Below are 23,305 nucleotides of genomic sequence, written 5' to 3' on the forward strand. Positions count from 1 at the left end.
ACCTTGACGTCCACCGTCGACCCATTCAACCTTCCGCAAAGAACAGCCTCGAACGATACAGAGATTGATCGCGAGGCTCTGGCTCGTCTTTTGATCGAAATTGCCCGGAACGTTGATCCGGACTACCGTGCGCAGTTCGAGGCGGTTCCAACCGCCGATCCGCGCATGGAAACGCTGCGGCAGTTGCTGGTCAGCCGCGAAATCTCCGAGCTTTCACGCGTCACGCATCTGCTCGACGAACCCGAGCAGCTTGCGGCGGCCGTGGGCGACGTTCTTCCCAGTGCTGCCGGACGAGCGCCTTACGCGCAACTCGGCGAGGCGCTTGCGCCAGCTGTCGAACGGGCTGTGCAACGGTCGATCCAGAAGAGCCCGCGCACGCTGACGGACATATTGTACCCGGTGTTTCTGCCGGCAATTCGCAAGTCGATCGGCGAAAAGATCGACCAGACCTTTCAGTCGCTGAATGAAACTCTAAGGCACATATTCACCTGGCACGGGCTCAAGTGGAGACTTGAAGCCTGGAGAACAGGGGCAAGCTTCTCCGCAGTTGTTCTGAAGCATTCCCTTGTCTACCGTGTGGAACATGCCTTTCTCATTCATCGGAATTCCGGCCTTTTGATAGCGCATGTAACTGCCGACAATGCGACGAGCGAAGATCCTCAGCTCATTTCTTCGATGCTCAGTGCGATTCAGGATTTTGTAAAAGACTCATTTAACGAGAAAGAGCAGAGCGGCCTGGACACAATCCGTTTCGGCGAGCTTCGTCTCTGGTCGGAAGTTGGACCGTTTGCGACACTGGTTTCGGTGATCCGGGGAAATCCGCCGGAGGAATTGCATGAAATCGTTCGCGATGTGTTGCTTCGCATCCATGAGCAATCCTCAGAGGCTTTAGAGCAGTTCGACGGCGACGGTTCGCAGCTGGCCAGCGTAGAGGCGCAGTTGCAGACCTGCGTCGAGCTCAAGCAAGAGGAATCAAACGACGGATTTCCGTGGCTGGTGGCGGCCGTTGCCCTGTTGCTCTTGAGTCTGGCAGGCGGTTGGTACTTTCTTTCCTGGCAATCAGCGCAGCGCTGGCAGGCTTACGTGTCGCGCTGGCAGGCTTACGTGTCGCGAGTGGAGGCCCAGCCGGGCATCATCGTTGCCGAACAGCAGGTACGCGATGGCCAGTTCTATATTGCCGGCCTGAGGGACCCGCTTGCCGTCGACCCGCAGTCGCTGTTGTCAGGCACGGGAGTCGATCCGGCCGGGGTTCATTCGCAATGGCAATTCTATCAGAGCCTTGAGCCGGAGTTCGTGCTGAAGCGGCTGACGGCGTCGCTGGCTCCGCCGGATTCAGTGCGATTTTCGATCGTCGATGGTCGCGTCGTCGCCGAGGGTGAGGCTCCCGACACCTGGATCAGCCGGGCGCGCGCGGCGGCCCAGCAGCTTTCGGCAGGCGGGCCGGTCTTCGACATCTCGGGGGTTCGTGACGTAAGCCCCGAAGTGCACGCGGCGCAGCGCTGGCAGGCTTATGTGTCGCGACTGGAGACCCAGCCGGGCATCATCGTTGCAGACCAAAAGATACGCGACGGCCAATTCTATATCGCCGGCCTGCGAGACCCGCTTGGCGCCGATCCGCAATCGCTGTTGTCGGGAACAGAGGTCGATCCCGCCCGGGTTCATGCGCAGTGGCAATTCTATCAGAGTCTTGAGCCGGAGTTCGTGTTGAAGCGGCTGACGGCGTCGCTGTATCCGCCGGATACAGTACGACTTTCGATTGTCGATGATCGCATCGTTGCCGAGGGCGAGGCTCCCGACACCTGGATAGATCGCGCGCGCGCGGCGGCCCGGCAGCTTTCGGCAGGCGGACCCGAATTCGACATCTCCAAGGTTCGTGACGTGAGCCCCGAAGCGCGCGCGGCGGAGCACTGGCAGTATTATGTGTCGCGACTTGAGGCCCAACCGGGAATCATCGTCGCCCAACAAAGCGCGAGGGGCGGACATTTCTATATTTCCGGCTTGAGAGACCCGCTTGCCGCCGACCCGCAAGCCCTGCTGTCCGGAACGGACGTTGATCCTGCCCGCGTTCATGCACAGTGGCAATTCTATCAGAGCCTTGATCCGAAGTTTGTGGTGAAGCGGCTGACCGCGGCGCTGTCCCCGCCGAAAACCGTTCAGCTCTCGATCATCCAGGGTCGCATCGTGGCCGTGGGTGAGGCTCCTGCCGGCTGGATCAACCGGGCACGGGCCGCCGCTGAACAACTTTCGGCGGACGGCGTGGTTCTGGATGTCTCGCAGCTGCGTGAACTGAACCTTGCAGAACTTAATCATTTGAGGCAGGCCATCCAGACGACCGATATTTTCTTCTCTTCCGGCAAAGTTGTGCCGGGACCGGAGCAGACGCCGGTTCTCGACAGGTTGGCGGACCAAATAAAGGAATTCGCCCAGAGTGCCCGCAATTCCGGCGTAACGGCGCGGTTCATGTTGACCGGGCATTCGGACACCACAGGCCGTGAGACGGCCAACGCGTCGATCAGCGCCGCCCGCGCCGAGACAGTTCGTGCGCTTCTCAACAAGCGGGGCGTCGCTCCCGAATTGCTGCTGGTTCGGGGCGCGGGCACTTTTGAGCCGGCTGTACCTGAAAACAGTCTAACCGGTAGCTCCACCAATCGCCGGGTTTCGATTACGGTAAACCTGGACTAGCGGAGCCCAACATGTTGCAAAAAAAGATCTGCATGCTGGGCGGTTTCGCCGTCGGAAAGACGAGTCTGGTCCGCAGGTTTGTGCAGAGCATCTTCTCAGAAACCTACTTGACCACCGTCGGAGTGAAAATCGACAAGAAAAGCGTCGCGCTCCCGGACAAAACCGTGGATCTGATTTTGTGGGATTTGGCCGGCGAAGACGATATCGGCTCATTCCGCGTCAGCTATGTTCGCGGTGCAACCGGGCTCGTGCTTGTCGTCGATGGAACCCGCGCCGCTACTCTTGCCGTGGCACTCACGCTGCGCGAACGGGTCGAGGCCGAATTCGGCGCCATGCCGTTCGTATTGCTGTTCAACAAGTCCGATCTGGCCGATCGGTGGGCGATATCGGATGGTGAGATCAACGAGTTGAGGCAACGTGGATGGCAAATCTATCTAACAAGTGCGCTTTCGGGCGAGCAGGTCGATGACGCCTTTCGTCAACTTGCCTTGATGGTCACCAAATAGACCATGCATGAATTGCCAAAAGAAGTCAGAAATTGGTTTTTCAATTTCTTCTTCGACGGGCACGCTGTCGCTTATCTGAAAATCGACCCTGAGCTTTGCATAGCTGCCAAGGGCGGCAATGTTGAACATTACGGGCTGTCATCACTTCGCATCGGCAAGCCTGTTGCCGAGCAGCTTGAATTCATGGAGGGTTTGCTGCCTTGCCCGGAGCTTCCGTTTCGCATGGACATGGTTGAACTGCCCGGCGGGCGTGTCGCCGACCTCCATTTTTTTGCTGACAATGCGTTCGTGTGGCTGCTTTTTCTGGACGCCACTGCCGAACGAGACAACAGGCAGCGGCTTCAACAGAAGGCCTATGAAATGACGCTCCTGCAAGAGAGGGAGCGTCAACTCAACGAAAAATTGCAATCGACGAACGAGGCGTTGAGGAAGAGCCAGGAGGGATTGGCGCGTGAATATCAGCGCGCCGAAAACCTGCTCCTCAACATTCTCCCGGCCTCGATCGCGGAGCGATTGAAAGCGCAAAAGAAAATTGCCGACAACCACGCAGAGGTGAGTGTGCTTTTTGCCGACATCGTCGGTTTTACGGAACGAGCGCGCAGCGTCGGAGCGGTGACGACGCTCGCTATTTTAAACTACTTCTTCAAGGCGGCGGATCGGCTCTCTGAGCGATACGGCTGCGAAAAGATCAAAACAATTGGCGATTGTGTGATGGTGGTCGCCGGCCTGCCCACGGCGCGATCCGATCATGCAAAGGCCCTCACGCGCTATGCGATTGAGCTGCGCAAAGCGGTCAAGCGGGAACGCTTCGCAGGAGAGCCGATAAGGCTGAGAATTGGAATTCACTCAGGACCGATCGTCGCCGGCGTCATAGGCAAGAGGCGGTTCGCCTATGACCTGTGGGGTGAGACCGTTAATCTCGCCTCACGTATTCAAACGTCCGCGGAGCCCGATGAAATCCGTATTTCCGATGCAACTTGCCAACTGCTTGGACCGAAATTTGCTTGCGACCCACTCGAGGAAACGGAATTGCGCGGTGCGGGTCGCGTGCGAATGTGGCGGCTCCCGAGCTGATCCGTCGCCTGCGGTGCGACCGTGGAGCGCCGATAGCGGCGCCCGAAAGCCATTGGCGTGACCTGATCTTGCGATCGCAAAGCACCCTTTGCGCTTGCCCGGAAGGCCTCTATTCTGGAGCACAGTGGCCGCTGGTGGGATAGAATGTCGGTACTGCCTTTTCTGAGAATCTACGCACCGCTAAATGCGGTGCTCGCTGCGCCTGGGCTTCTGGCGGTGGCTGCGCTCACGATGCCGAACATGTCCGGACGAAGCAGACTGGCTCTGGCTGCCGTGCTTGCTGTCATTTGGGCCGCCTATCTTCTGCAGATGGCCGAGACCCTGCTCAAGCGCTGGGCGGGCGACCTCAGGGACAGGACCCCGGCAATCGCAATCGATGTGCTCGCGGTTTTGGTTCCACTCGCCGCATTTCTGCTCGACGGCACGCCCGACCGGAGCCTCTACTGTGCTGTCTGGCTGCTGAAACCGCTGCGCGACTCGACCTTCTTCCCGCTGCTTGGCAGGGTTCTGGCCAACGAAGCGCGCAACCTGGTCGGCGTCACCACGGTCTTCGGCCTGGTTCTGTTCGGTGTCGCACTCGCGGCCTATGTCATCGAGCGCGACGTCCAACCGGAAAAATTCGGCAGCATTCCCGAGGCAATGTGGTGGGCGGTGGTCACGCTGTCCACTACCGGCTATGGCGACGACATTCCGCAAAGCTTCGCCGGCCGCGTCCTTGCCGGGGCGGTCATGATGTGTGGCATCGGCATCTTCGGGCTGTGGGCCGGCATTCTTGCCACGGGCTTCTTTCAAGAAGTCCGTCGCGAGGATTTCGTCCGCAATTGGCAATTGATTGCCGGCGTTCCGTTGTTTCAGAAGCTTGGCCCGGCCACGCTGGTCGAGATCGTGCGCGCGTTGAGACCTCGCACGGTGCCGGCGGGCGCCGTGATCTGCCGCAGCGGCGAGACCGGCGATCGGATGTTCTTCGTCGTGGAAGGCCGCGTCAGCGTCGCGACGCCGAACCCGGTGGAGCTTGGCCCTGGCGCCTTCTTCGGCGAGATGGCGCTGATCAGCGGCGAACCGCGTATGGCGACCGTCACTGCCGCAACTTCTGTCTCACTCCTGTCGCTGCACGCGGCGGATTTCCAGATGCTGTGCAGCAGCAGCCCGGAAATCGCGGAAATCATCCGCAGGACCGCGCTCGAGCGGCGCGGCGCGGCGCCGGTGGCTTGACCGTACAGCCGATGGTGGCCCGGCTGGAACTGGATGGTACGGCTCTATCGACCACGCGCGGAGGTTATGGACGGCACGTGGAAGTTCCCAGAGGCGTAGCCGGAGACCTAAACGTAGCCGATCCACTCTACCGGCGGCTCGTTGTTTGGCGCTGTGCGTCGACAGTTCCTGCCCCGCGGCCTTTCGGACGACCGGCTTTGGCTAAACTCTAATGCCTTAGAATCTTGCTTAGAAAAGCCCGGCTGCGGTCGGTCTTCGGGTCGGAGAAAAACGCCTCCGGCGTGCCGCTTTCGACGATGGCGCCGGCGTCCATGAACACCACGCGCTGCGCCACCTTGCGGGCAAAGCCCATTTCGTGCGTCACCACCATCATGGTCATGCCTTCCTCGGCCACCGCGACCATGACGTCGAGCACTTCGGAGATCATCTCGGGATCGAGCGCGGAGGTCGGCTCGTCGAACAGCATGATCTTGGGCCGCATGCCGAGGCAGCGCGCGATGGCCACACGCTGCTGCTGGCCGCCGGACAACTGTGACGGGTATGCATTGACCTTGTCAGCGAGGCCGACCTTGGCCAGCAAGTCGCGCCCGGCCTGCTCGGCCTCGGCGCGGGGGATCTTGCGCACATGGATCGGCGCCAGCGTGACGTTTTCCAGCGCCGTCTTGTGCGGGTAGAGGTTGAACGACTGGAAGACGAAGCCGATCTCGGTGCGCAACTGCGTCATGTTGGTGGCGGGGTCGCCGAGGCGCTGGCCGTCGACGACGAGGTCGCCATCCTTGATCGCTTCCAGGCCGTTGATGCAGCGGATCAGCGTCGACTTGCCCGAACCACTTGGGCCGCAGACGACGACCACTTCGCGCGGCTCGACGCTGAGCGTGATGTCCTTCAGCACATTGAGCGAGCCGAACCATTTGTTGACGCCGCGAAAGTCGATCATGCCCGTTTTGGTCAGGTTTGGTTTGGTCGGGCTCGGATTGGTCATGGCGGTCAGCCCTTTGGGGTTCGATGTCACAGCTGCACCTCGCCATGCGCCGCGCCCATGCGTCGCTCCAACCGGCGGGCGAGCATGATCAGCGGATAGCAGACGACGAAATAGCCGACGCCGACCAGGAAGAAGACCAGCAGGCCGTTGGGCACACGCTGCACCACAAGCCAGCCGACGCGGGTGAGGTCGGTCAGCCCGATCGCCGAGACGACGGAGGAATCCTTGATCAAGAGTACATATTGCCCGACCAGCGGCGGCAGCACGATGCGCATCGCCTGCGGCAGCACCACCTGGCGCATGCGTTGCCAGCGCGACAGGCCAGACGCCAGAGCTGCCTCAACCTGGCCGGTCGGCACCGAGCGGATGCCGGCGGCGACGATCTCGCAGATGAAGCACGCGGCGAGGTTGGTGAGCGCGATGATGCCGGCCGTGAAGGCATCGAGCTCGATGCCGAATTCCGGCAGGATGAAGAAGATCAGGAAGATCTGCACCAGGAACGGCGTGCCGCGGATCAGGTCGACCCAGGCGCCGATCACGCTCGAGATCAGCCGGTTGCCGCCGGTGCGCAATATGCCGAGGCCGAAGCCAAGCAGCGTGCCCAGCACCAGGCTGATCGCCGACAGCATCACGGTCATGCCAAGGCCGCGCAAGGCGAGGGGGTAGCTGCCGGCCAGGCTTTGCAGCTGTTGCCAGATCATGTGCTGCTCCTTGCCGGCTGCAGACCGAGCCACCGACTGGACAGCCCCGCCAGTCCTTTGAGGCAGTAATAGAGCAGCAGATAGAAAGCGGCGATGGTGAGAAAGCCTTCCGCCGGCATGAAGCGGTCGGACGCCAGCAACTGGCCGGCGCGCGTCAGTTCGGAAACCGAGATCAGCGACAAAAGCGCGGAATCCTTGACCAGCACGATCGCCTGGCCGAGCAGCGGCGGGATCGTCACCTTGAAGGCTTGCGGCAGGATGACCAGGCGCATGCGCTGGACATAGGTCATTCCCGAGGCAACCCCGGCCTCGACCTGGCCGCGCGGGATCGACAGGATGCCGGCGCGGATGATTTCCGCGACATAGGCGCCGCTGTTCAGCGACAAAGCGATGATGCCGACGACGAGCTCGGGCAGGACGAAGCCGAGACGCGGCAGGCCGAAATAGAGGAAGTAGAGCTGCGCCAGCAACGGCGTGGCGCGCATGGCATCGATATAGCCCTTGGCCAGCACGCGAAACAGCTGGCCGCGCTGCAGGTTCATGGCGGCGAGCACGATGCCGACGGCCAGCGCGCCCGCAAAAGACAGCGCCGACAGCCACACGGTCGTGATCAGACCCTGCCCGAACAGCGGCAGATATTCGACGATGGTGCGGAAGCTGAAATTTTCGAGCATGGCGGTGAATTGTGAATGGTGAATGGGCAGTAGTGAGTAGTGAGTGGTGAGCAGTGAAGGGCGTCCGGAATGGCCATTCACCATTCACCATTCACCATTCACTACTTCCTACTCACTACTCCCTGCTTACCTCTGCTTAGTGATCCTTCTTCCAGGCGTCGGAATTGACCCAGTAGTCGAGGTTCTTCTGCAAGCGGCCGTCGATGCTGACCTGGTTGAGGAACAGGTTCATCCAGATCAACAGGTCCGGCTCGTCGTAGCGGGTGGCGAAGGCAAGCGGCTCCTTCGACAACAGGTCCGGCATGATGGTGAAGGTGCCGGCGGGATAGGCTGTCGACTGACCCTTGACCGCCGAGACGTCGTTGACGCCGCAATCGGCTTGGCCGTTGTTGACCGCGTCGAGCAGCAGCGGGCCGCCGCCCTTGTAGCTCTTGATGTCGGCATCCGGGAAGGCGTTCTTGGCTTCCTTTTCGCCGGTGGCGCCCAACAGCACGGCGATCTTGGTGCCCTTGGCCTTGCAGTCCTCGGTTGTCTTGAACTTGCTGTCGGCCTTGGTGAAGACGGTGCTGCCCGTATACATGTAAGGTGTGGTGAAGGCGACCTTCATGCCGCGCGCCAGCGTCGGCGTCATGTCGGCGACGAGCAGGTCGGCCTTGCCCGAAAGCAGCGCCGGGATCAGCCCGTCCCAGTCATAGTCGAGGAAGGTGATCTTGACGCCCATTTCCTTGGCCATCAACTCGGCGAGTTCGACCGAACTGCCGGTGCGCTCGCCGGCCGCGCCGACCAGCGAGAAGGGAGGTCCTTGCGTCTGTACCGCGACGCGCAGTTCGCCGCGCTTGGTGATCTCGTCGAGCGTTCCGGCACTGGCCGCCGTGGCGAGCCCCGCAAGCGCAAGTCCGGCGATAAAAAGTCTGGCAATCTTCATTTTGGCATTCCTCCTGTTATCGTTGTTGTTCCACTTTGTTATTCCACCCTTTTGGGTGTTTTTTGAGCGGCGGCACCGTTTGCCGGCGGCAGCCACCGTTCGAAAATCGTCAGTCCCAGGCCACCGTTTCGGTCACCTTGATGCCACGCCTCGCCAGCTCGTCAAAGAAGGGTTCGTCCGGCACATGCAGCAGCGGGTTGAGCAGGCCAGGTGTGGCGATCTCGCGCCGCGCCAGCATCTGCGCCACGATGCTGGCGGGATAGCCGACGCCGAGGCTCATGCCGAACAGGCCGGATGCCAGGTCGCGTTCGATGATCAGGTCCGATGTCACCGTTTTGGCGCGACCGCCCTCGAGACCGGAAAAGACATTGCGCATCACGCAAAGGTCCTTCTCGTCAGCGCCATACTGCAATTGCGGGCCGAGCAGCCGGCCGAGAAATTCGCGGGGGCTGGCGCCGGTGCCGGGCACCTTGTCTTCGGAGAGGAAGCCGAGTTCCTTCAGCGGCGCCCAGAACGCCGACCATCCCGGCCAGCGCAGTGTATAGCGGCCCGAGCGTTGCAATCCCTTGGCGGCCGCCAGCATCTCGACATAGTGCAGCGCGTCGCCATTGGGGAAAGCTTCCAGCCGGCCGAGGCCCGCGACCTCGATCTCGTGGATGAAGGCATTGTCGTGCTGCCGCCCGGCCGGCACTTCGACGCGCTTGCCATGCTCGATCATCACGCTGTCGCGGTTCTGGCTGACCAGAACCATGTCGAAATTCCAGCTCACCTTGTAGCAGAGCGGCTTCGCCATCGCCTTCGGTTCGGGGATGCCGCCGCAATAGGAATCGATCGAGGAGATCCTAGAGAACTGCTTTGCGGCGCGCGCGTAGAGCACGAGGTCGATGCCGGGATCGAGCCCGCATTCGGTCATGATCGAAACGCCGGCCTGTTCAGCCTCCGCCGCCAGATCGGCAATCGCGTTGCCGTAATTGGTGGTGACCAGCGGCGTGCGCGTTGCGATCGCGGCCTGCACCGCCTCGCGCATCAATGGCTGTGGCAACAGATCGATGGCGGCGTCGACATCCGCCAGCACGGTGGCAAGTGCCGGGCCGATGGGGCCCTCGGGCACGACGAAACGCACGCGGGAAAGGTCGGTCAGCCCGGCAAGCCGGGCAGGGCCGTCGGCCGACGTATCGACGCAGACGACTTCCTCGACACCGGCGCTGGCGACGAGATCGGCGATGGCCGCCCGTCCCTGCAGGCCGAGGCCGCCGAGAACAGCTATTCTCATGCCGGCTCCTTGCGTGACGGTGTTTCTTCCGACCAGCAGCCTTCGGGAAGGCTGACCCATTTGTTGCATGAAGCCATGACGACGAAGGTTTCGCTGCGCACGACTTCCCCGGGAATGCCGGCGCCCGGAATCAGCTCGCTGGTGATGCGGTAGAGGTCGGCGACATCGCCGGCGACGGTCACGTCGACGATGATGTCGAAGCGCCCGGTAACCACCGAGGCCGAGTTGACGAAAGGCAGTTCGGCAATGCGCTGCGCCAGTTCCCGGGCGCGGCCACGTCCCTGCGCATTGATGCCGACAATGGCCGAGATCAGCTCGGGGCGTTCGGTCAGATTGAGCAGCCCGACGATCTTCAAGAGGTTGCGGTCGAGCAGATTGCGCAACCTTGAGCGCACCGTCGGCACCGAGATCGCCATCGTCTCGGCGAGCCGGTTGATGCCGGGCTGGGCATCCTGCGACAACAGCTTTACCAGCCGTCGATCGGTTTGATCGAGATGCTCACGCAAAAGGCAAGGCTTTCATAAAGGGAAAGAAACGATCGGATTTTCTTTCGGATATGAAAAATACCTTATGGGGAATTTTTAACAGCAGCAAGAGCTATGTCATCCCTCTGTGTCCCTTCCGTGTGCGTTCGGGCAAGACAGGATGCATGTCGTCCCAAAACCGCTGCGCATTTTGGGGCAGTCGAGGATGTGCGCGACAGCACTAGGCGACGGAGTGCGAAGACGATCTTGCCGCCGCCGTGGTCGCTTGAACGCGACGCGAGGTCGTAGTGAGCAACGCACCCGCATAACAGGCCGACCAAGTTGCGGCGTAGCCGCAACTCACGCCTTCACCTGATAAGCGGAGAGGCTCATTCGCGACATGGCCAAAAGCGGCCTTTCAATAAAACTATAACTCGCCAGGGACACGGCGATGCAGGCGGTGACAATAGCTATGCCTGCAAGCCATGGTGACACATTGGCGGTTGCAACGACAGGAGCGATCGCGAGCAGCACGATAGGATGGGTCAGATAGAGAGAGTAGGAAGCATCTCCCAGCCTTGCCAGCACGCGAGGAGCAAAAAGTCGGAAGTAGCTCTCCAGGCTGATGCAACCCGCGACAAGGATCAGCGCCGGGATACCTTGAGCAAGGGTTCGCGGCAAGTTGAAGCCAAGTACCATCACCAGTGTGGACACAATAGCGAACCCGACAGCCGAGGTACCCAGGAAAGCGGGCAAACGCAGCAGTCTGCCGACCAGACGGCCGACAGCCATGCCGGCAAGGAACTCAAACAGGATTGGCGTGGTATAGAAAAACAGCACAGTGTCGGCGGCGGGTTTGAAGATAATGCGTGCGGCTACGGCGATTGCAAAGACAACGCCAATCGTGGCCATTTGCGTCAGCGCACCAAAACCCATAGTCGCCGCGAACAGAATGTAAAACAGGATTTCCAGATTGAGCGTCCAACCCACGCCAAGCACTGGCTGGACATAGCCTGTGGCCGTATCGAGATAGGGCACGAAAAACAGGCTATTGGTAATCTGCTCAAAGGACACTCCACGACCGGCAAACAGCCAAAGTGCGGCGACCATGAGGAAGGTCATGACCCAATAGAACGGAACGACGCGCGTGAACCGCTGCATCAAAAAAGCACGGTGGTCGCGATGTCTGTTCTCCGTCGAGAGAACCATGACAAAACCGCTGATGACGAAAAACAGGTCGACGCCGCTGTTTAGAATGGGAATAGGCAAATCGAGCACGCCTAGTGCGGCCGGAAGATGATAGATAACAACCATAAGGGCTGCTAGCCCCCGCAGGGTCTGTATCGATGTATATTGTTGAATCCGACGCGGCGCAGCGTGATCATTATCCGGAATGACGTTCATTAAAAAATGTCCCCGATGCCGGAGAATATTAACACAGATGAGATCGTTGATGCGACGATTAACTGCCGGTTTAATTAATACATAAAATTTGAATAGCTTTCACCGACTTTCGCGGCCCGGGCCTTGCGATCGCCATCGTCTCGGCGATGCCTTGGCGCGCTGCTTGTATGCGCTATCGCCCGGCCTGGAAGATCGCCACCGCTGCCGCCGTCAGCGCGGCATTGCCGGCCGCAACCGTGCCATCCGGCAGATGCTTCCCATCCTCCAGCCCGACGCGCGTCGACCAGTCGCGATCCGCGGCACGGCGCACGAACGGCCACACCGTCGCGTTCTCGCCATGCAGCAGGATGGCACGGCGAATGCCGGCGCGCTCCAGGACCTGTTCGATGCCGTCGGCGACCGCAAAAGCCTCGTCTAGCGTCTGCTCGGAAATCTCGATCAGCACGCGCAGCACGCGCCCGCCATGGTCGAGGCCGACCAGCCGCTCGGCGTCGGCGACCGACGCCAGACCCGCCTCGATGCCGATGCCGCGCTGCCGCAGGCTCTCCATGACGATAGGCGCGGCCGCCTCGCTGAGATTGACCGAGGCATAGTCCGGCAATTCGCGCCAGCCGGCGATGGCGACCAGCGTGCTTGTATCGTCATTCTCGATCCAGGCGCCGGTGGAGACGCCGATCAGCGTACCGGGGCAGGCACGGCGCAGCCCTGCGATGGTCGGATCCATCGCTGCCGGCGCAAGGCTCTCGCGGCGGTCCGCGCTGCGGGCATGGACATGCAGCTCAGCTGCGCCCGCGGCAATCGAAGCCGCCCCGTCGCGCGCCATAGCGTCGGAGTCGAGCGGCAGTGTGGGGTGAAAATCGGCGGCGCGCGCGCCATTGATGCAGGCCTGGACGATCATGGCTCTCGCGATCCTGTTGCGGATCGCGCGAGCCTACCGCAGGGCAGGGCGGAGAGGGAACGGGCGTGGTGAAGATTGCTGACAGGGTGCCGCTTCTGCGGAGGTTGCGGTATCGGCCCAGGACATACCATATAGCGGGACAGGACACGCCACGGGCGATCCTTACCCCTTTGCCGGACTGCCGGCCAGAAGGATTTGCGATGGCTGAGTTGAAGGTCAGAACCCGCGTCACCGGCGCGACGGCGACGCTGCAGCCCGGCGGCTTGCCTTCCATCACCACTCCGACCGGCGGTGCAGTCGATGTCGTCACCGGCGTCAGCGCGCCGGGCTTCAATCCGCTCGACCTGCTCTACGCCTCGCTCGCCGCCTGCATGGTGCTGAGTGCGCGCATCGCCGCCTCCCGCCTCGGGGTTGCCGCCGCGCTTGGCGAGGTGCGCGCCGAGGTCAGCGGCGAGAAGGCCAAGGACGAGCCGTCGCGCGTCGAAAGGCTCAACATCAGGCTCGACATCTCAGGCGATCTCGACGCTGCGACCAAGCAGCGGATCGTCGAGGACGCCGAAGCGATCTGCACGGTGTCCAACACGCTGCGCGCCGCGCCGCAATTGCATACGACGCTTGGGTGAGGGTGTCGCAGAATGCCTCGCTACCACCCAACCAAGGACCGTCCCATGGCCATGATCCCGCCGATCGACTACGCCTCGGCATCGCAAGACATCCGCGCCGAGCACGACAGGGAGCTTGGCCTGCGCGGACGCATGACCAACATGAAGCGCATCCTGCTGCATTCACCGGCGGCCCACCGCATCTATGCCGAATGGTTCACCCTGCGCGATCTGCTCAAGCCCGCACTCGACGACCGCGCTGTCTGGCTGTTGTCGCTGGCGATCTCCGAGAGATGCCGCGCCGAGATACCGCTTACCTTCTTCCGCCGCGCGCTGATCGACAGCGGTCTTGATCCCGAGGCGATCGAGCCCAGCGCTGAAGAAGCTTTGCTGATCGAATTCGGCAAGGCAGTCGCTGCCGATACCAACGCCGTTCCCGACGATGTCTGGGCGGCACTCAAGGCTAGCTACGACGACACACTGCTGGTCAACCTCGTCGCCTTCGCCGGCATCATGGTGGCGACCTGCCTGTTCACAAACGCGGTGAGGGTCGATCTGGACCCTGAGTTGGAGGCGTATCGCCGCAAGGGTGCCGATCCGGTCTGATGCGATCGATACGCAGTCGATCTGCAGTGGATATCGCCCGGAAGGATCAGCCGTAGTAGCCGGCTCCAAACAGCAAAAGTGTTTCCACTTGGGAGTCCGCTTCTTTTCCTATGGCTGTCCAGATGCTGATGCCGAGAGCATTCGAAATCGCGCTATCGATCTCGACCTTCACATTGGGGTCGGTTTGTCTCAAGAACCTCAGCGCAACCTCCATGGAAATCGGAAACAGCGACGCGCCACCCAGTTCCAAGATCGCAGGCGAGGTGAATTCTAGCGCTTCGAGTGCGCCATCGGCCTTGTAATAGGCGAATACTCCAAGGTCCGGCCAATAGTCGGCCGGAACGCTGGTTGGGCTCCGCCGAAAGACCTTGAGCTCTCCTGAAAAGAAGGATCTGACAGTCGCCTTAGACGATCCGAGAGGAAGCCCTTTGACGCCATTTAGCGGTTCGATCGAAAGATGCATGTACACAGTTAATCGCTGCCGGCAGCAGATGACAATGTTCATCGCAGGAATCGGGTGGCCCAGGCGCCTCGTTCGCCCCACTTTGACCGCAAGCAAAGGAGGCATCCATGACCATCCATTCGATAAGCACCAAACGCGCAGCCCATTCGGCCGAAGCGCGCGTCGCAGCGCAGGACTGGAGTGCTCTGATCGGCGAACTGAACAGCCACGGCAGCGCCGTCATGCCGGCGCTGCTTGCACCCGAGGAGTGCGCCGAGATCGCCGGTCTCTATCCGCATGAGGACCATTTCCGCAGCCATGTGGTGATGGCCCGCCATGGCTTCGGCAAGGGCGAGTACCGCTATTTCCGCTATCCGCTGCCGGATCTGGTCGGTGGCCTGCGCACCGCGCTCTATCCCAGGCTGGCCGGCGTCGCGAACGACTGGAACGATCGCATGGGCGCGGCACGGCGCTATCCCGATGACCACGCCGCCTTCCTCCAGCTTTGCCACGAAGGCGGCCAAACGCGGCCGACGCCGCTTCTCCTCCAATATGGCCCCGGCGACTTCAACTGCCTCCACCAGGATCTCTATGGCGACCTCGCTTTTCCCCTGCAGGTCGCGATCCTGTTGTCGCAGCCGGGCGAGGATTTCACCGGCGGCGAATTCGTGCTGACCGAGCAGCGCCCGCGCATGCAAAGCCGTGCCGAAGTGGTGCCGCTGACCCGGGGCGATGCAGTGATCTTTGCTGTCCACAATCGCCCGGTGCAAGGTACGAAAGGGCACTACCGCGTCAATCTCCGGCACGGCGTCAGCCGCCTGCGCTCGGGACGGCGGCATACGGTGGGAATCATCTTCCACGACGCGAAGTAACGTCGTCCGCTTCGGCGCGGCTCCTTCGTTCCACTCCGAGATCGGCTAAGATTCACACTTGGTCGACGTCGAACAGGAGCATCGTCAAGTCATCGTCTCCTGGGGCGAGTATACGCCGGTCAGCGGCGCAGGCAATGCCGATTTCGGTGGCAAATGCGCTCTGCATATCGGCGAGGCTGTCGAAATAGAGTGTCCCGACCAGATACGGAATCTCGCCCGCCGAGCGCTTGATGATGGGCCGCCTGCTGATGTCGTAGCGCCGCAGTCCGGGAAGCTTCTTGGCCAGCGGCACATGAACCTCGAAATAGTGCCGGTCGAACGCCTCCGGATCAGCCGGGGTTTTGTAGATCACGAGCATCTTGGCCATCGTCATATTCCTGCCTGTTGGTGTCGCTGTTTGGGGGCCATGCAGGCCGCCGTGCCAATGTCGTTCCGCGAGGGCGGTTTTCGACAATCGCTGGATTTTTGTTTCGGGCGCGATGACGGGTCCTCGCCACCATCTGTGGCGCTTCTGCCTCTTTCCTCCTTGCGCTCATTCGCGTATGGCCCCGGGCAAATCCCTCAACTTTGCACCAACTCCCCCGGACCGCCTCATGATCCGTCTTGAAAGCATCAGCAAGCAGAACGGCCGCCAGCTTGTCTTCATCGAGGCCTCGGCCTCGCTACAGAAGGGCGAGAAGGTCGGCCTTGTCGGGCCGAACGGCGCCGGCAAGACGACGCTGTTTCGCATGATCACCGGCCAGGAGCAGCCCGACGAGGGCCAGGTGCAGGTCGATCGCGGCGTCACCATCGGCTATTTCAGCCAGGATGTCGGCGACATGGCGGGCCATAGTGCTGTGGCCGAAGTGATGAACGGCGCCGGGCCGGTCAGCGACGTGGCGGCCGAAATGGCCGAACTCGAGGCGGCCATGGCCGACCCCGAACAGGCCGACCGGATGGAGGAGGTCATCGAGAAGTACGGTGAGGCGCAGCATCGTTTCGAAGAGCTCGACGGCTATGCGCTCGATGGCCGCGCCCGCGAAGTGCTGGACGGCCTGGGCTTCAGCCAGGAAATGATGGATGGCGATGTCGGCAAGCTGTCCGGCGGCTGGAAGATGCGCGTGGCGCTGGCCCGCATCCTGTTGATGCGGCCCGACGTCATGCTGCTCGACGAACCGTCCAACCATCTCGATCTCGAAAGCCTGATCTGGCTGGAGCAGTTCCTGAAAGGTTATGAGGGCGCGCTGCTGATGACCTCGCACGACCGCGAGTTCATGAACCGCATCGTCAACAAGGTGGTCGAGATCGACGCCGGTTCGCTCACCGCCTATTCCGGCAATTACGAATTCTACCAGCAGCAGCGGGCGATCGCCGACAAGCAGCAGCAGGCGCAGTTCGAGCGCCAGCAGGCCATGCTGGCCAAGGAGATCGCTTTCATCGAGCGCTTCAAGGCGCGGGCGTCACACGCCGCCCAGGTGCAGAGCCGGGTGAAGAAGCTCGACAAGATCGATCGTGTCGAGCCGCCCAAGCGCCGTCAGATCGTGAATTTCGATTTTCAGCCGGCGCCGCGCTGCGGCGAGGATGTCGTGACGCTGAAGAACGTCCACAAGGGCTATGGCAGCCGCTCGATCTATGAGGGGCTGGACTTCCAGGTCCGCCGCCGCGAGCGCTGGTGCATCATGGGCGTCAACGGCGCCGGCAAGTCGACACTGCTGAAGCTGGTGGCCGGCGCGTCTGACCCGGATGCCGGCACAGTTGCTCGGGGGCCGAGTGTGAAAATGGGCTATTTCGCCCAGCACGCCATGGAGGTGTTGGAGGGCGAACGCACCGTGTTCCAGACGCTGGAGGACGCGTTTCCGCAAGCCGGCCAGGCGCCGCTCAGGGCACTCGCCGGCTGCTTCGGCTTTTCCGGCGACGAGATCGAGAAGAAATGCCGGGTTCTGTCAGGCGGCGAAAAGGCGCGCCTGGTGATGGCGCTGATGCTGTTCGATCCGCCCAATCTTCTGGTGCTCGACGAGCCGACCAACCACCTCGACATCGCGACCAAGGAGATGCTGATCACGGCGCTGTCGCAATACGAAGGCACCATGCTGTTCGTCTCGCACGACCGCCATTTCCTGGCCGCACTCTCCAACCGCGTGCTGGAACTGACGCCAGAAGGCATCCACACCTATGGCGGCGGCTATACCGAATATGTGGAGAGGACCGGGCACGAGGCGCCGGGGCTGCGGACCTGACGCAGGTCCTGCGTCCGCATTTGCGTCCAGCAAAGCCAGGATTTGTCAGCTCGCCGCCAGCCATTCGCGCGACTGCGCGAAGGCCTTGAAGGCTTTGGCATCCATCGGGTAGCCGAACAGGAAGCCTTGCAGGATGTCGCAGCCAAGCTCTTTCAGGATGCGCGCGTGCTCCATCGTCTCGACGCCCTCGGCGATCACTTCGATCCCGAGCGACTTGCCGATGTCGATGATGGACGACACAAGCTGCCGCTGTGCGGTTGAGCTGGTGATGGGGGTGACCAGCTGGCGGTCGATCTTGAGGCGACGGGGCCGCAACTTCAACAGCGAGACGATCGAGGCATGCCCGGTGCCGAAATCGTCGATCTCGACGTCGATGCCGAGCCCCTTGATGTGTTCGATGTTCCAGCTGACCAGCTCGTCGTTTTCGTCGAGGAAAATCGACTCCACCAGTTCGAACGACACGGTCCCTTCCTTGATCGGAAGCTTGCGCAAACCCTTGATCAGGTCCCTGTCTTCCAGGCGCCGTGCGGAAACGTTGACCGAGACGCGCGGGATGTTGAGGTGGCTGCGCGACCAACGCTCAAAATTATCGAGCGCCTGCTCCAGGACGGTGCGGTCGATAAGCGCCACGACATTAAGTTCTTCAGCCACCTTGATGTAGGCGTCGGGGGTCAGCATGCCGCGTTGCGGATGATCCCAACGCGACAGCGCCTCGACGCCGACGATCTCCAGCGTCTTGGCGTCGAACTGCGGCTGATAGTAGACGATGAATTCGTTCCGCTCGAGCCCGCCCAGAATCTCGTCGGCGGTCTGCTTGGTCCGCACGATCTCGCTCTGCAGCTCTTCGTTGAAAAACTCGTAGCGGTTGCGGCCGCGGCCTTTCGCCCGGTACAGCGCCAGATCGGCATTGACAAGCAACTGCCTTGCATCGACGCCGCTATTGGCCGCAATGCCGATGCTGACGCCGAACCGGCACTGGTGACCCAGATAGTCGACCGGCTGGCGCATCGCATCGATAATGTGGTCGGCCAGCGCGGCGAGTTCCTTGTCGTCGCGTCCATGGCTCAGCACGACAAACTCGTCGCCGCCGATGCGCGCAACGAAATCGGCACTGCCGACGCTGGCCTTGATGACTTTCGAAGCATGCACCAGCAATGCATCGCCCGCTGCATGGCCGAGCGTGTCGTTGATCTGCTTGAACCGGTCAAGGTCGAGATGCAGCAACGCCGCACGGCCGTCGGCTTCGCGGTTTTCGGCAAGCATCTCGTCCAGATACCGACGGTTGGGCAGACCGGTCAGCGAATCATGCATCGCGACATGCTCGATGCGGGCTTTGGCCAGGTTCAGTTCGGCATTTTTCGATTCTGAAAGGCGACGTTCACGCACGAGATTCTCGTTGAGCAGCACGTCGCCTGTCACATCCCATTCGGCGCCGATCATTTTTGGCGTGCCGTCGATGTCCCGGAAGAAACTGGCGCGGGTGCGCACATGGCGAATGGTGCCGTCCGGCCGCAGGAGCCGATACTGCGAAGAGTAGGGGCCTTGTGTTGCAACAGCCGAATCGAAATCTGCTTTAGCCCGTTCGAAGTCTTGGGGATGGATCGCCAGCGCCCAGTCGTCATAGCTACGGGTCTTGCCGCCGCCGGGTTTGCCATAGATTTCGTTGATGCGGTTGTCCCATACGAGTTCGTTGCTGACGGTATCGTGCTCCCACACGCCTATAGCAGAGGCTTCCAACGCCAGCTCCAGCCGCCGGGACAGGCGCCTCAACTCGGCGTCACTTTTCTGCCGCTCACCGAAAAGACGTCCTGCCACGAGGATCGGCAGCACCACCAGCGCGCCGGCAAGCGCCATGAGCAGACGCAACAGCCACTCATTTTTCGGAGCGGTCGGCCAGCCGCCCTTCGGTATGGCTGAAATTTGCCAGGAGCCTGAAGGCAATTGCACCTCTGCCATCACCGGATTGCCGGACACGACATTATCGCCGCCGAAGAACAGTTCCCCGCCGCCGCCGAGCGCATCCTTGCCGATAAGCGCCACATCGATCTCCAGATCAGGGTCGGTCAGTCCGCTGGCAGCGTAGAGCCGATCGACATCGATCACGGCCGAGACGATACCCCAGAAACGGTCGCCGCCACCCGCCGTCGGCACGAAGACCGGGATACGGCCGATGAAGCCACGTCCGCCTTGCGCCAGTTTGACCGGCCCGGCGAGCACCAGCGCGCGCTGGTCACGGGCGCGAAGCGCGGCCATGCGTTGCGTATCGCTCTTGCGGTAGTCCAGCCCGATGGCTTTTTCATTGCCTTCCAGCGGATACATCAGCGCGATGACGAGGTCGGGGGCGCCGGCAATATCGCGCAACTGCGATTTTTGCTCGAACAGATTACGGGCGAGTGCCGCAAATCTTTGCTGGCCCATATAGGGCTCGGTAACGATTGTCGAAACGAGACCCTGAACCAGCTGGAGATTGCCGCCTATGTTGCCTTCGAGCTTGGCGCGTATGATGTTGACCTTGGCCAGGACGTCGGCGCGCGCCAGCTGATCGGAGACCTCTCTGTTCCTCTGGTCGGCAACCAGGGCGCAGACGAGAAGCACGACAAAGGCAATCGCCGCCGGCAAGTTGGCGGAAGAAAAAACGGCCCGTTTCAACCGGCCGGAATTGAGCATTGCACCTGCCAACTCGATCCGAAGACCTTTCCAGGACAGTAGTCCTTCGGTCGACCATAGTAGCTAAAGCTTAAGTTTGAGCTTCGAGACGAATCCGAGAACAAACGGTAAGCTTTTGGCTGCCAGGGTCCAGCCGAAATCTGAATGAGTGTCCGAAAGTAGGACGCCAGGTTGCAGCGTTCTGCAACCCAGCGGCGAAGTCATATTCGCCTCAGATTGCAACAAGCCGCCTGATCTTGCCGCGCGGGCCCTTGCGGGAGGCTTACTTCCCAGCCATTTGATCGGCCAGCGCCTGCGCCTGGGCGAGCAGCGCCGGGAAAGCCGGGTCAGCCGGCAGGCGCTGCGCCATGCAGGCCCGGTAGTCGCTGTCGCCCTTGTCCCAGGCGGCGTTGGAGGACTCGAACGCTTTTTCGTCCTTCAGGTCCGATGCCTGGTAGGCCTCCTGGAATTTCTGCGCGGCGGCGTCCGCAGCAGCCCACACGGCGTCGCAGGCGGCGATCTTCGGAACGGCAGGGGCTGCCGGCGCTGCGATAATTCTCACGCTGTTGCCTTTGACGAGCGTAACGATGACTTCCTGCTCATAGATCGGCCCGACGTCCTGCGTCCAGCCGCCGAGCCGTGCGAAGGCGATGTCGGCGCCTTCGGGTTTCTTCAATGGAAAGTCGAGCGTTCCCTCGAAGGCGGCGTCGCTGTTGATCGCCTGGGTATAGAAGGCATCCAGCTTAAGCGCCTCATCGATGCCGGCGGGCAGTTTGAAACTTTCGTCGGTCTCGCTGTTCTGGACTGGAGCCAGCGCTCCAGCAGCCCTCGCGTCGTTGCCACCAGGCTGGGGCCGTCGTCGCCCTTGGTGTATCGCAGCCCATCGAGCATGCCATAGCCGATATCGGAGTCGCTGAGGCTTTCGATATTGATTGTGCCGGTTGGCGGAAAGTCCTTGACCGCCAGCGGCCCGATAATGCCGGCAAGACGCTGCTGGAGGTCGGCCAGCGCCTTCTCGTTCTCAGCGTCGATGGTCTCGATTGCCGCGTTCGCACTGTTCAGCGCCGCGATATCAGCAATCGCCTTGTCACGCGCGGCCACATAGTCGTCCTCCGGCGAGGCCGTGAAAGCCACGCTGCTCACCAGCGCAAACAGAAACGTCCAGACCCACCGCATGATATAAACCCTGCTCTACGTTCGATTCCAAGGATACATGACAACATTGGGCTGAAAAAAGACGGCGTTGGAGCTGCCCCCTTGAGGAAGGAGATGGCCGGCAGGCCAGAGGCGTCGTTGCGCTTGAAGCGCTGACTCCTTTTGCAGCGCGAGACGACGTTAGCGCTTCACGCGCAACGACCCCCTCTGTCGCCTTCGGCGACATCTCCCCCTCGAGGGGGGAGATTGGCGCCTAATCACGCCTTGCGCTTCTCCACCTCCGCCTTCCTCAGCAGGAAGCGCTGGATCTTGCCGCTTGGGGTCTTCGGCAGTTCCGTGATGAACTCGACCTCGCGCGGGTAGGCGTGCGCCGACAGCCGTTTCTTGACGTGCTGGGCCAGCTCTTCGGCGAGCTCCGAATTGCCCTTGTAAGCCGGCGCCAGGACGACGAAGGCCTTGACGATCTCGGTGCGCTGCGGATCGGGCACGCCGACGACAGCCGCCTCGTTGACCGCCGGATGCTCGATCAGCGCGCTTTCGACGTCGAACGGGCCGATGCGATAGCCGGCCGAAGTGATGACATCGTCGGCGCGGCCGATGAAGGAGACCGAACCGTCCGGCTCGTACTCCACCGTGTCGCCGGTGCGGTAGTAGCCGCCCGTGATCGCTGGCGTCTCGGCTTGGTGATAGCCGTCGAACCAGCGCAGCGGCGACTTCGCGATGTCGACGGCGAGGATGCCGGGCTGGTTGGGGCCGAGCTCGTTGCCGGCCTCGTCCAATACCACCATGCGATATCCGGGCATTGCGAAGCCGGCCGAGCCCACGCGCACGACGTGCGAGAGCCCATGATGGTTGTTGACCATCATGCCGTTCTCGGTCTGGCCGTAATGGTCGTGAATGGGCGCGGCGAGATTTGCGTCGAACCAGCGGATGACTTCCGGGTTGAGCGGCTCGCCGGCGCTGCTCACCACGCGCAGTCTGCCTTTGACTCGGGCCGCAGCTTCCGCGCCTTCCGCCATCAGCAGGCGATAGGCGGTCGGCGAGCCGGCAAGGCTGGTGACGCCGAGCCGCTCGATGATGTCGTAAGTGCTCTTGGCGTTGAAGGCGCCTTCATAGAAGGTCGTGGCGATGCCGAGCTGCAACGGGCCAGTGATGGCGTAATAGAGGCCGTAGGCCCAGCCGGGATCGGCGATATTCCAGAAGATGTCGTCGGGCAGCAAGCCGATCGCGTCGCGCATATAGGCGCCGAAGGCGAGCAGGGCGCGAAGCGGCACCGGCACGCCCTTGGGCAGGCCGGTCGTTCCCGACGTCGACATCATCATGAACAAGTCGTCGCCCTTGCGCATCACCGGCTGGCACTCGGGCGAGGCGGCGGCAAGCGCGGCGCGGAAATCGATGTCGCCTGCAGGTAGCACACCGCCATTGCCAAGAATGGTGGCGATTTGCGCTGATGTCTCGACCTCGTCGAGCTTGCCGCGATTGGCCGGGTTGGTCACCACGATCTTGGCGCCGCTATAGCCGAGGCGGTGCTCGATGGCTTTCGGACCGAAGGCGGTGAACAGCGGCTGGTAGACCGCGCCGATGCGCCACGTCCCGAGGATCAGCGCCACCAGTTCGGGGACGCGCGGCAGCATGCCGGCGACGACATCGCCGGCACCGACGCCGGCGGCCTTGAGCACATTGGCGGCGCGCCCGGACATGTCGGCGAGATCGTCGAAGCTGAATTCGCGAAGCTCGCCGCCGGCCGAGATCGCGCGCAGCGCCAGCCGGTCTTCTCCGGTGTAGCGGCCGCAGCATTCGACATAGGCATTGATGCCGGTTCCAGGGTTGCCATACAACCGCGCGATCTCATCTTCGATGCGAAAGCGCTGAGCGGCATCCTCATAGCGCGGCATTTTGCTCATCGCGGTCCTCCCTAAGCGGCGCCCATCTCCCCTTGGAGCGCCTTATCGGTCAGATTGCCTGAAATTG

The 23,305-nt window shown here is 61.9% G+C and carries 22 protein-coding genes; 8 read left to right on the top strand and 14 right to left on the bottom strand.

Annotated elements, in window-relative coordinates; genetic code table 11:
* Window positions 1–3: 3 nt before the first annotated feature.
* The 4 genes from NKH35_RS18820 (at window position 4) to NKH35_RS18835 (ending at window position 5,474) form a co-directional block, all read left to right on the top strand.
* Complete coding sequence (locus tag NKH35_RS18820) at window positions 4–2,682, top strand: OmpA family protein (RefSeq protein WP_031204504.1); 2,679 nt, start codon at window positions 4–6, stop codon at window positions 2,680–2,682.
* An 11-nt stretch (window positions 2,683–2,693) separates the two neighbouring features.
* Window positions 2,694–3,188, top strand: a complete 495-nt coding sequence (locus NKH35_RS18825; RefSeq protein ID WP_023670316.1) for a Rab family GTPase — start codon at window positions 2,694–2,696, stop codon at window positions 3,186–3,188.
* 3 nt (window positions 3,189–3,191) lie between these two features.
* Window positions 3,192–4,262 carry an adenylate/guanylate cyclase domain-containing protein gene (locus NKH35_RS18830; RefSeq protein WP_023693905.1) on the top strand — a complete coding sequence of 357 codons (1,071 nt, stop codon included), beginning with the start codon at window positions 3,192–3,194 and terminating at the stop codon, window positions 4,260–4,262.
* Between the two features lie 144 nt (window positions 4,263–4,406).
* On the top strand, window positions 4,407–5,474 hold the full coding sequence (locus NKH35_RS18835; RefSeq protein WP_352497192.1) for a cyclic nucleotide-gated potassium channel: 1,068 nt from the start codon (window positions 4,407–4,409) through the stop codon (window positions 5,472–5,474).
* A 208-nt stretch (window positions 5,475–5,682) separates the two neighbouring features.
* On the opposite strand, the gene NKH35_RS18840 is transcribed toward NKH35_RS18835, so the two are convergent.
* From NKH35_RS18840 to NKH35_RS18875, 8 genes are all read right to left on the bottom strand, one after another.
* Window positions 5,683–6,456: an amino acid ABC transporter ATP-binding protein gene (locus tag NKH35_RS18840; RefSeq protein ID WP_502882091.1), complete on the bottom strand. Its 774-nt coding sequence runs from the start codon at window positions 6,454–6,456 to the stop codon at window positions 5,683–5,685.
* 26 nt (window positions 6,457–6,482) lie between these two features.
* On the bottom strand, window positions 6,483–7,157 hold the full coding sequence (locus NKH35_RS18845) for an amino acid ABC transporter permease (RefSeq protein WP_023684787.1): 675 nt from the start codon (window positions 7,155–7,157) through the stop codon (window positions 6,483–6,485).
* Entirely contained in the window at window positions 7,154–7,831 is a 678-nt protein-coding gene (locus tag NKH35_RS18850; protein WP_352915798.1) for an amino acid ABC transporter permease, read from the bottom strand. The genes NKH35_RS18845 and NKH35_RS18850 overlap by 4 nt, the downstream gene beginning before the upstream one ends.
* Before the next feature lie 136 nt (window positions 7,832–7,967).
* Window positions 7,968–8,756, bottom strand: coding sequence for an ABC transporter substrate-binding protein (locus tag NKH35_RS18855; RefSeq protein ID WP_023670322.1), 789 nt, complete (start codon window positions 8,754–8,756; stop codon window positions 7,968–7,970).
* A gap of 109 nt (window positions 8,757–8,865) precedes the next feature.
* Window positions 8,866–10,029, bottom strand: a complete 1,164-nt coding sequence (locus tag NKH35_RS18860; protein WP_023695533.1) for a saccharopine dehydrogenase family protein — start codon at window positions 10,027–10,029, stop codon at window positions 8,866–8,868.
* Entirely contained in the window at window positions 10,026–10,535 is a 510-nt protein-coding gene (locus NKH35_RS18865; RefSeq protein ID WP_023670324.1) for an Lrp/AsnC family transcriptional regulator, read from the bottom strand. Before NKH35_RS18865 ends, NKH35_RS18860 begins: the two co-directional genes overlap by 4 nt.
* A 318-nt stretch (window positions 10,536–10,853) precedes the next feature.
* A complete protein-coding gene (locus tag NKH35_RS18870; RefSeq protein WP_352723791.1) occupies window positions 10,854–11,897 on the bottom strand; it encodes an acyltransferase family protein in 1,044 nt (347 codons plus the stop codon).
* A gap of 172 nt (window positions 11,898–12,069) precedes the next feature.
* The gene (locus tag NKH35_RS18875) at window positions 12,070–12,795 is read right to left on the bottom strand and encodes a 3-keto-5-aminohexanoate cleavage protein (protein WP_023743846.1); all 726 of its coding nucleotides are present in this window, start codon (window positions 12,793–12,795) and stop codon (window positions 12,070–12,072) included.
* A 200-nt stretch (window positions 12,796–12,995) separates the two neighbouring features.
* Between NKH35_RS18875 and NKH35_RS18880 the strand changes: the two genes are divergently transcribed.
* A complete protein-coding gene (locus NKH35_RS18880; RefSeq protein ID WP_023670326.1) occupies window positions 12,996–13,418 on the top strand; it encodes an OsmC family protein in 423 nt (140 codons plus the stop codon).
* Window positions 13,419–13,463: 45 nt separating this feature from the next.
* On the top strand, window positions 13,464–14,003 hold the full coding sequence (locus tag NKH35_RS18885) for a carboxymuconolactone decarboxylase family protein (RefSeq protein ID WP_023695530.1): 540 nt from the start codon (window positions 13,464–13,466) through the stop codon (window positions 14,001–14,003).
* 46 nt (window positions 14,004–14,049) lie between these two features.
* On the opposite strand, the gene NKH35_RS18890 is transcribed toward NKH35_RS18885, so the two are convergent.
* Window positions 14,050–14,508 (bottom strand): hypothetical protein, encoded by a 459-nt coding sequence (locus NKH35_RS18890; protein ID WP_050586866.1) that lies wholly within the window; start codon window positions 14,506–14,508, stop codon window positions 14,050–14,052.
* 65 nt (window positions 14,509–14,573) lie between these two features.
* Between NKH35_RS18890 and NKH35_RS18895 the strand changes: the two genes are divergently transcribed.
* Window positions 14,574–15,317 carry a 2OG-Fe(II) oxygenase gene (locus NKH35_RS18895; RefSeq protein WP_023705198.1) on the top strand — a complete coding sequence of 248 codons (744 nt, stop codon included), beginning with the start codon at window positions 14,574–14,576 and terminating at the stop codon, window positions 15,315–15,317.
* A 52-nt stretch (window positions 15,318–15,369) separates the two neighbouring features.
* Here the strand turns inward: NKH35_RS18895 and NKH35_RS18900 are convergent, their stop codons facing one another.
* Complete coding sequence (locus NKH35_RS18900; protein WP_023705197.1) at window positions 15,370–15,684, bottom strand: EthD family reductase; 315 nt, start codon at window positions 15,682–15,684, stop codon at window positions 15,370–15,372.
* A gap of 226 nt (window positions 15,685–15,910) precedes the next feature.
* On the opposite strand from NKH35_RS18900, the gene NKH35_RS18905 reads away from it, so the two are divergent.
* Complete coding sequence (locus tag NKH35_RS18905) at window positions 15,911–17,533, top strand: ABC-F family ATP-binding cassette domain-containing protein (RefSeq protein WP_023705196.1); 1,623 nt, start codon at window positions 15,911–15,913, stop codon at window positions 17,531–17,533.
* A 45-nt stretch (window positions 17,534–17,578) separates the two neighbouring features.
* Here NKH35_RS18905 and NKH35_RS18910 read toward each other — a convergent pair whose 3' ends face one another.
* From NKH35_RS18910 to NKH35_RS18925, 4 genes are all read right to left on the bottom strand, one after another.
* Complete coding sequence (locus NKH35_RS18910) at window positions 17,579–20,200, bottom strand: bifunctional diguanylate cyclase/phosphodiesterase (RefSeq protein ID WP_352915802.1); 2,622 nt, start codon at window positions 20,198–20,200, stop codon at window positions 17,579–17,581.
* A gap of 262 nt (window positions 20,201–20,462) precedes the next feature.
* Entirely contained in the window at window positions 20,463–20,855 is a 393-nt protein-coding gene (locus NKH35_RS18915; protein ID WP_352915804.1) for a hypothetical protein, read from the bottom strand.
* Entirely contained in the window at window positions 20,852–21,355 is a 504-nt protein-coding gene (locus NKH35_RS18920; RefSeq protein WP_352915807.1) for a hypothetical protein, read from the bottom strand. Before NKH35_RS18920 ends, NKH35_RS18915 begins: the two co-directional genes overlap by 4 nt.
* 236 nt (window positions 21,356–21,591) lie before the next feature.
* A complete protein-coding gene (locus NKH35_RS18925; protein WP_352915809.1) occupies window positions 21,592–23,238 on the bottom strand; it encodes an acyl-CoA synthetase in 1,647 nt (548 codons plus the stop codon).
* Window positions 23,239–23,305 lie beyond the last annotated feature (67 nt).

Source organism: Mesorhizobium sp. M1143, from assembly GCF_040318435.1.
Lineage (GTDB): Bacteria > Pseudomonadota > Alphaproteobacteria > Rhizobiales > Rhizobiaceae > Mesorhizobium.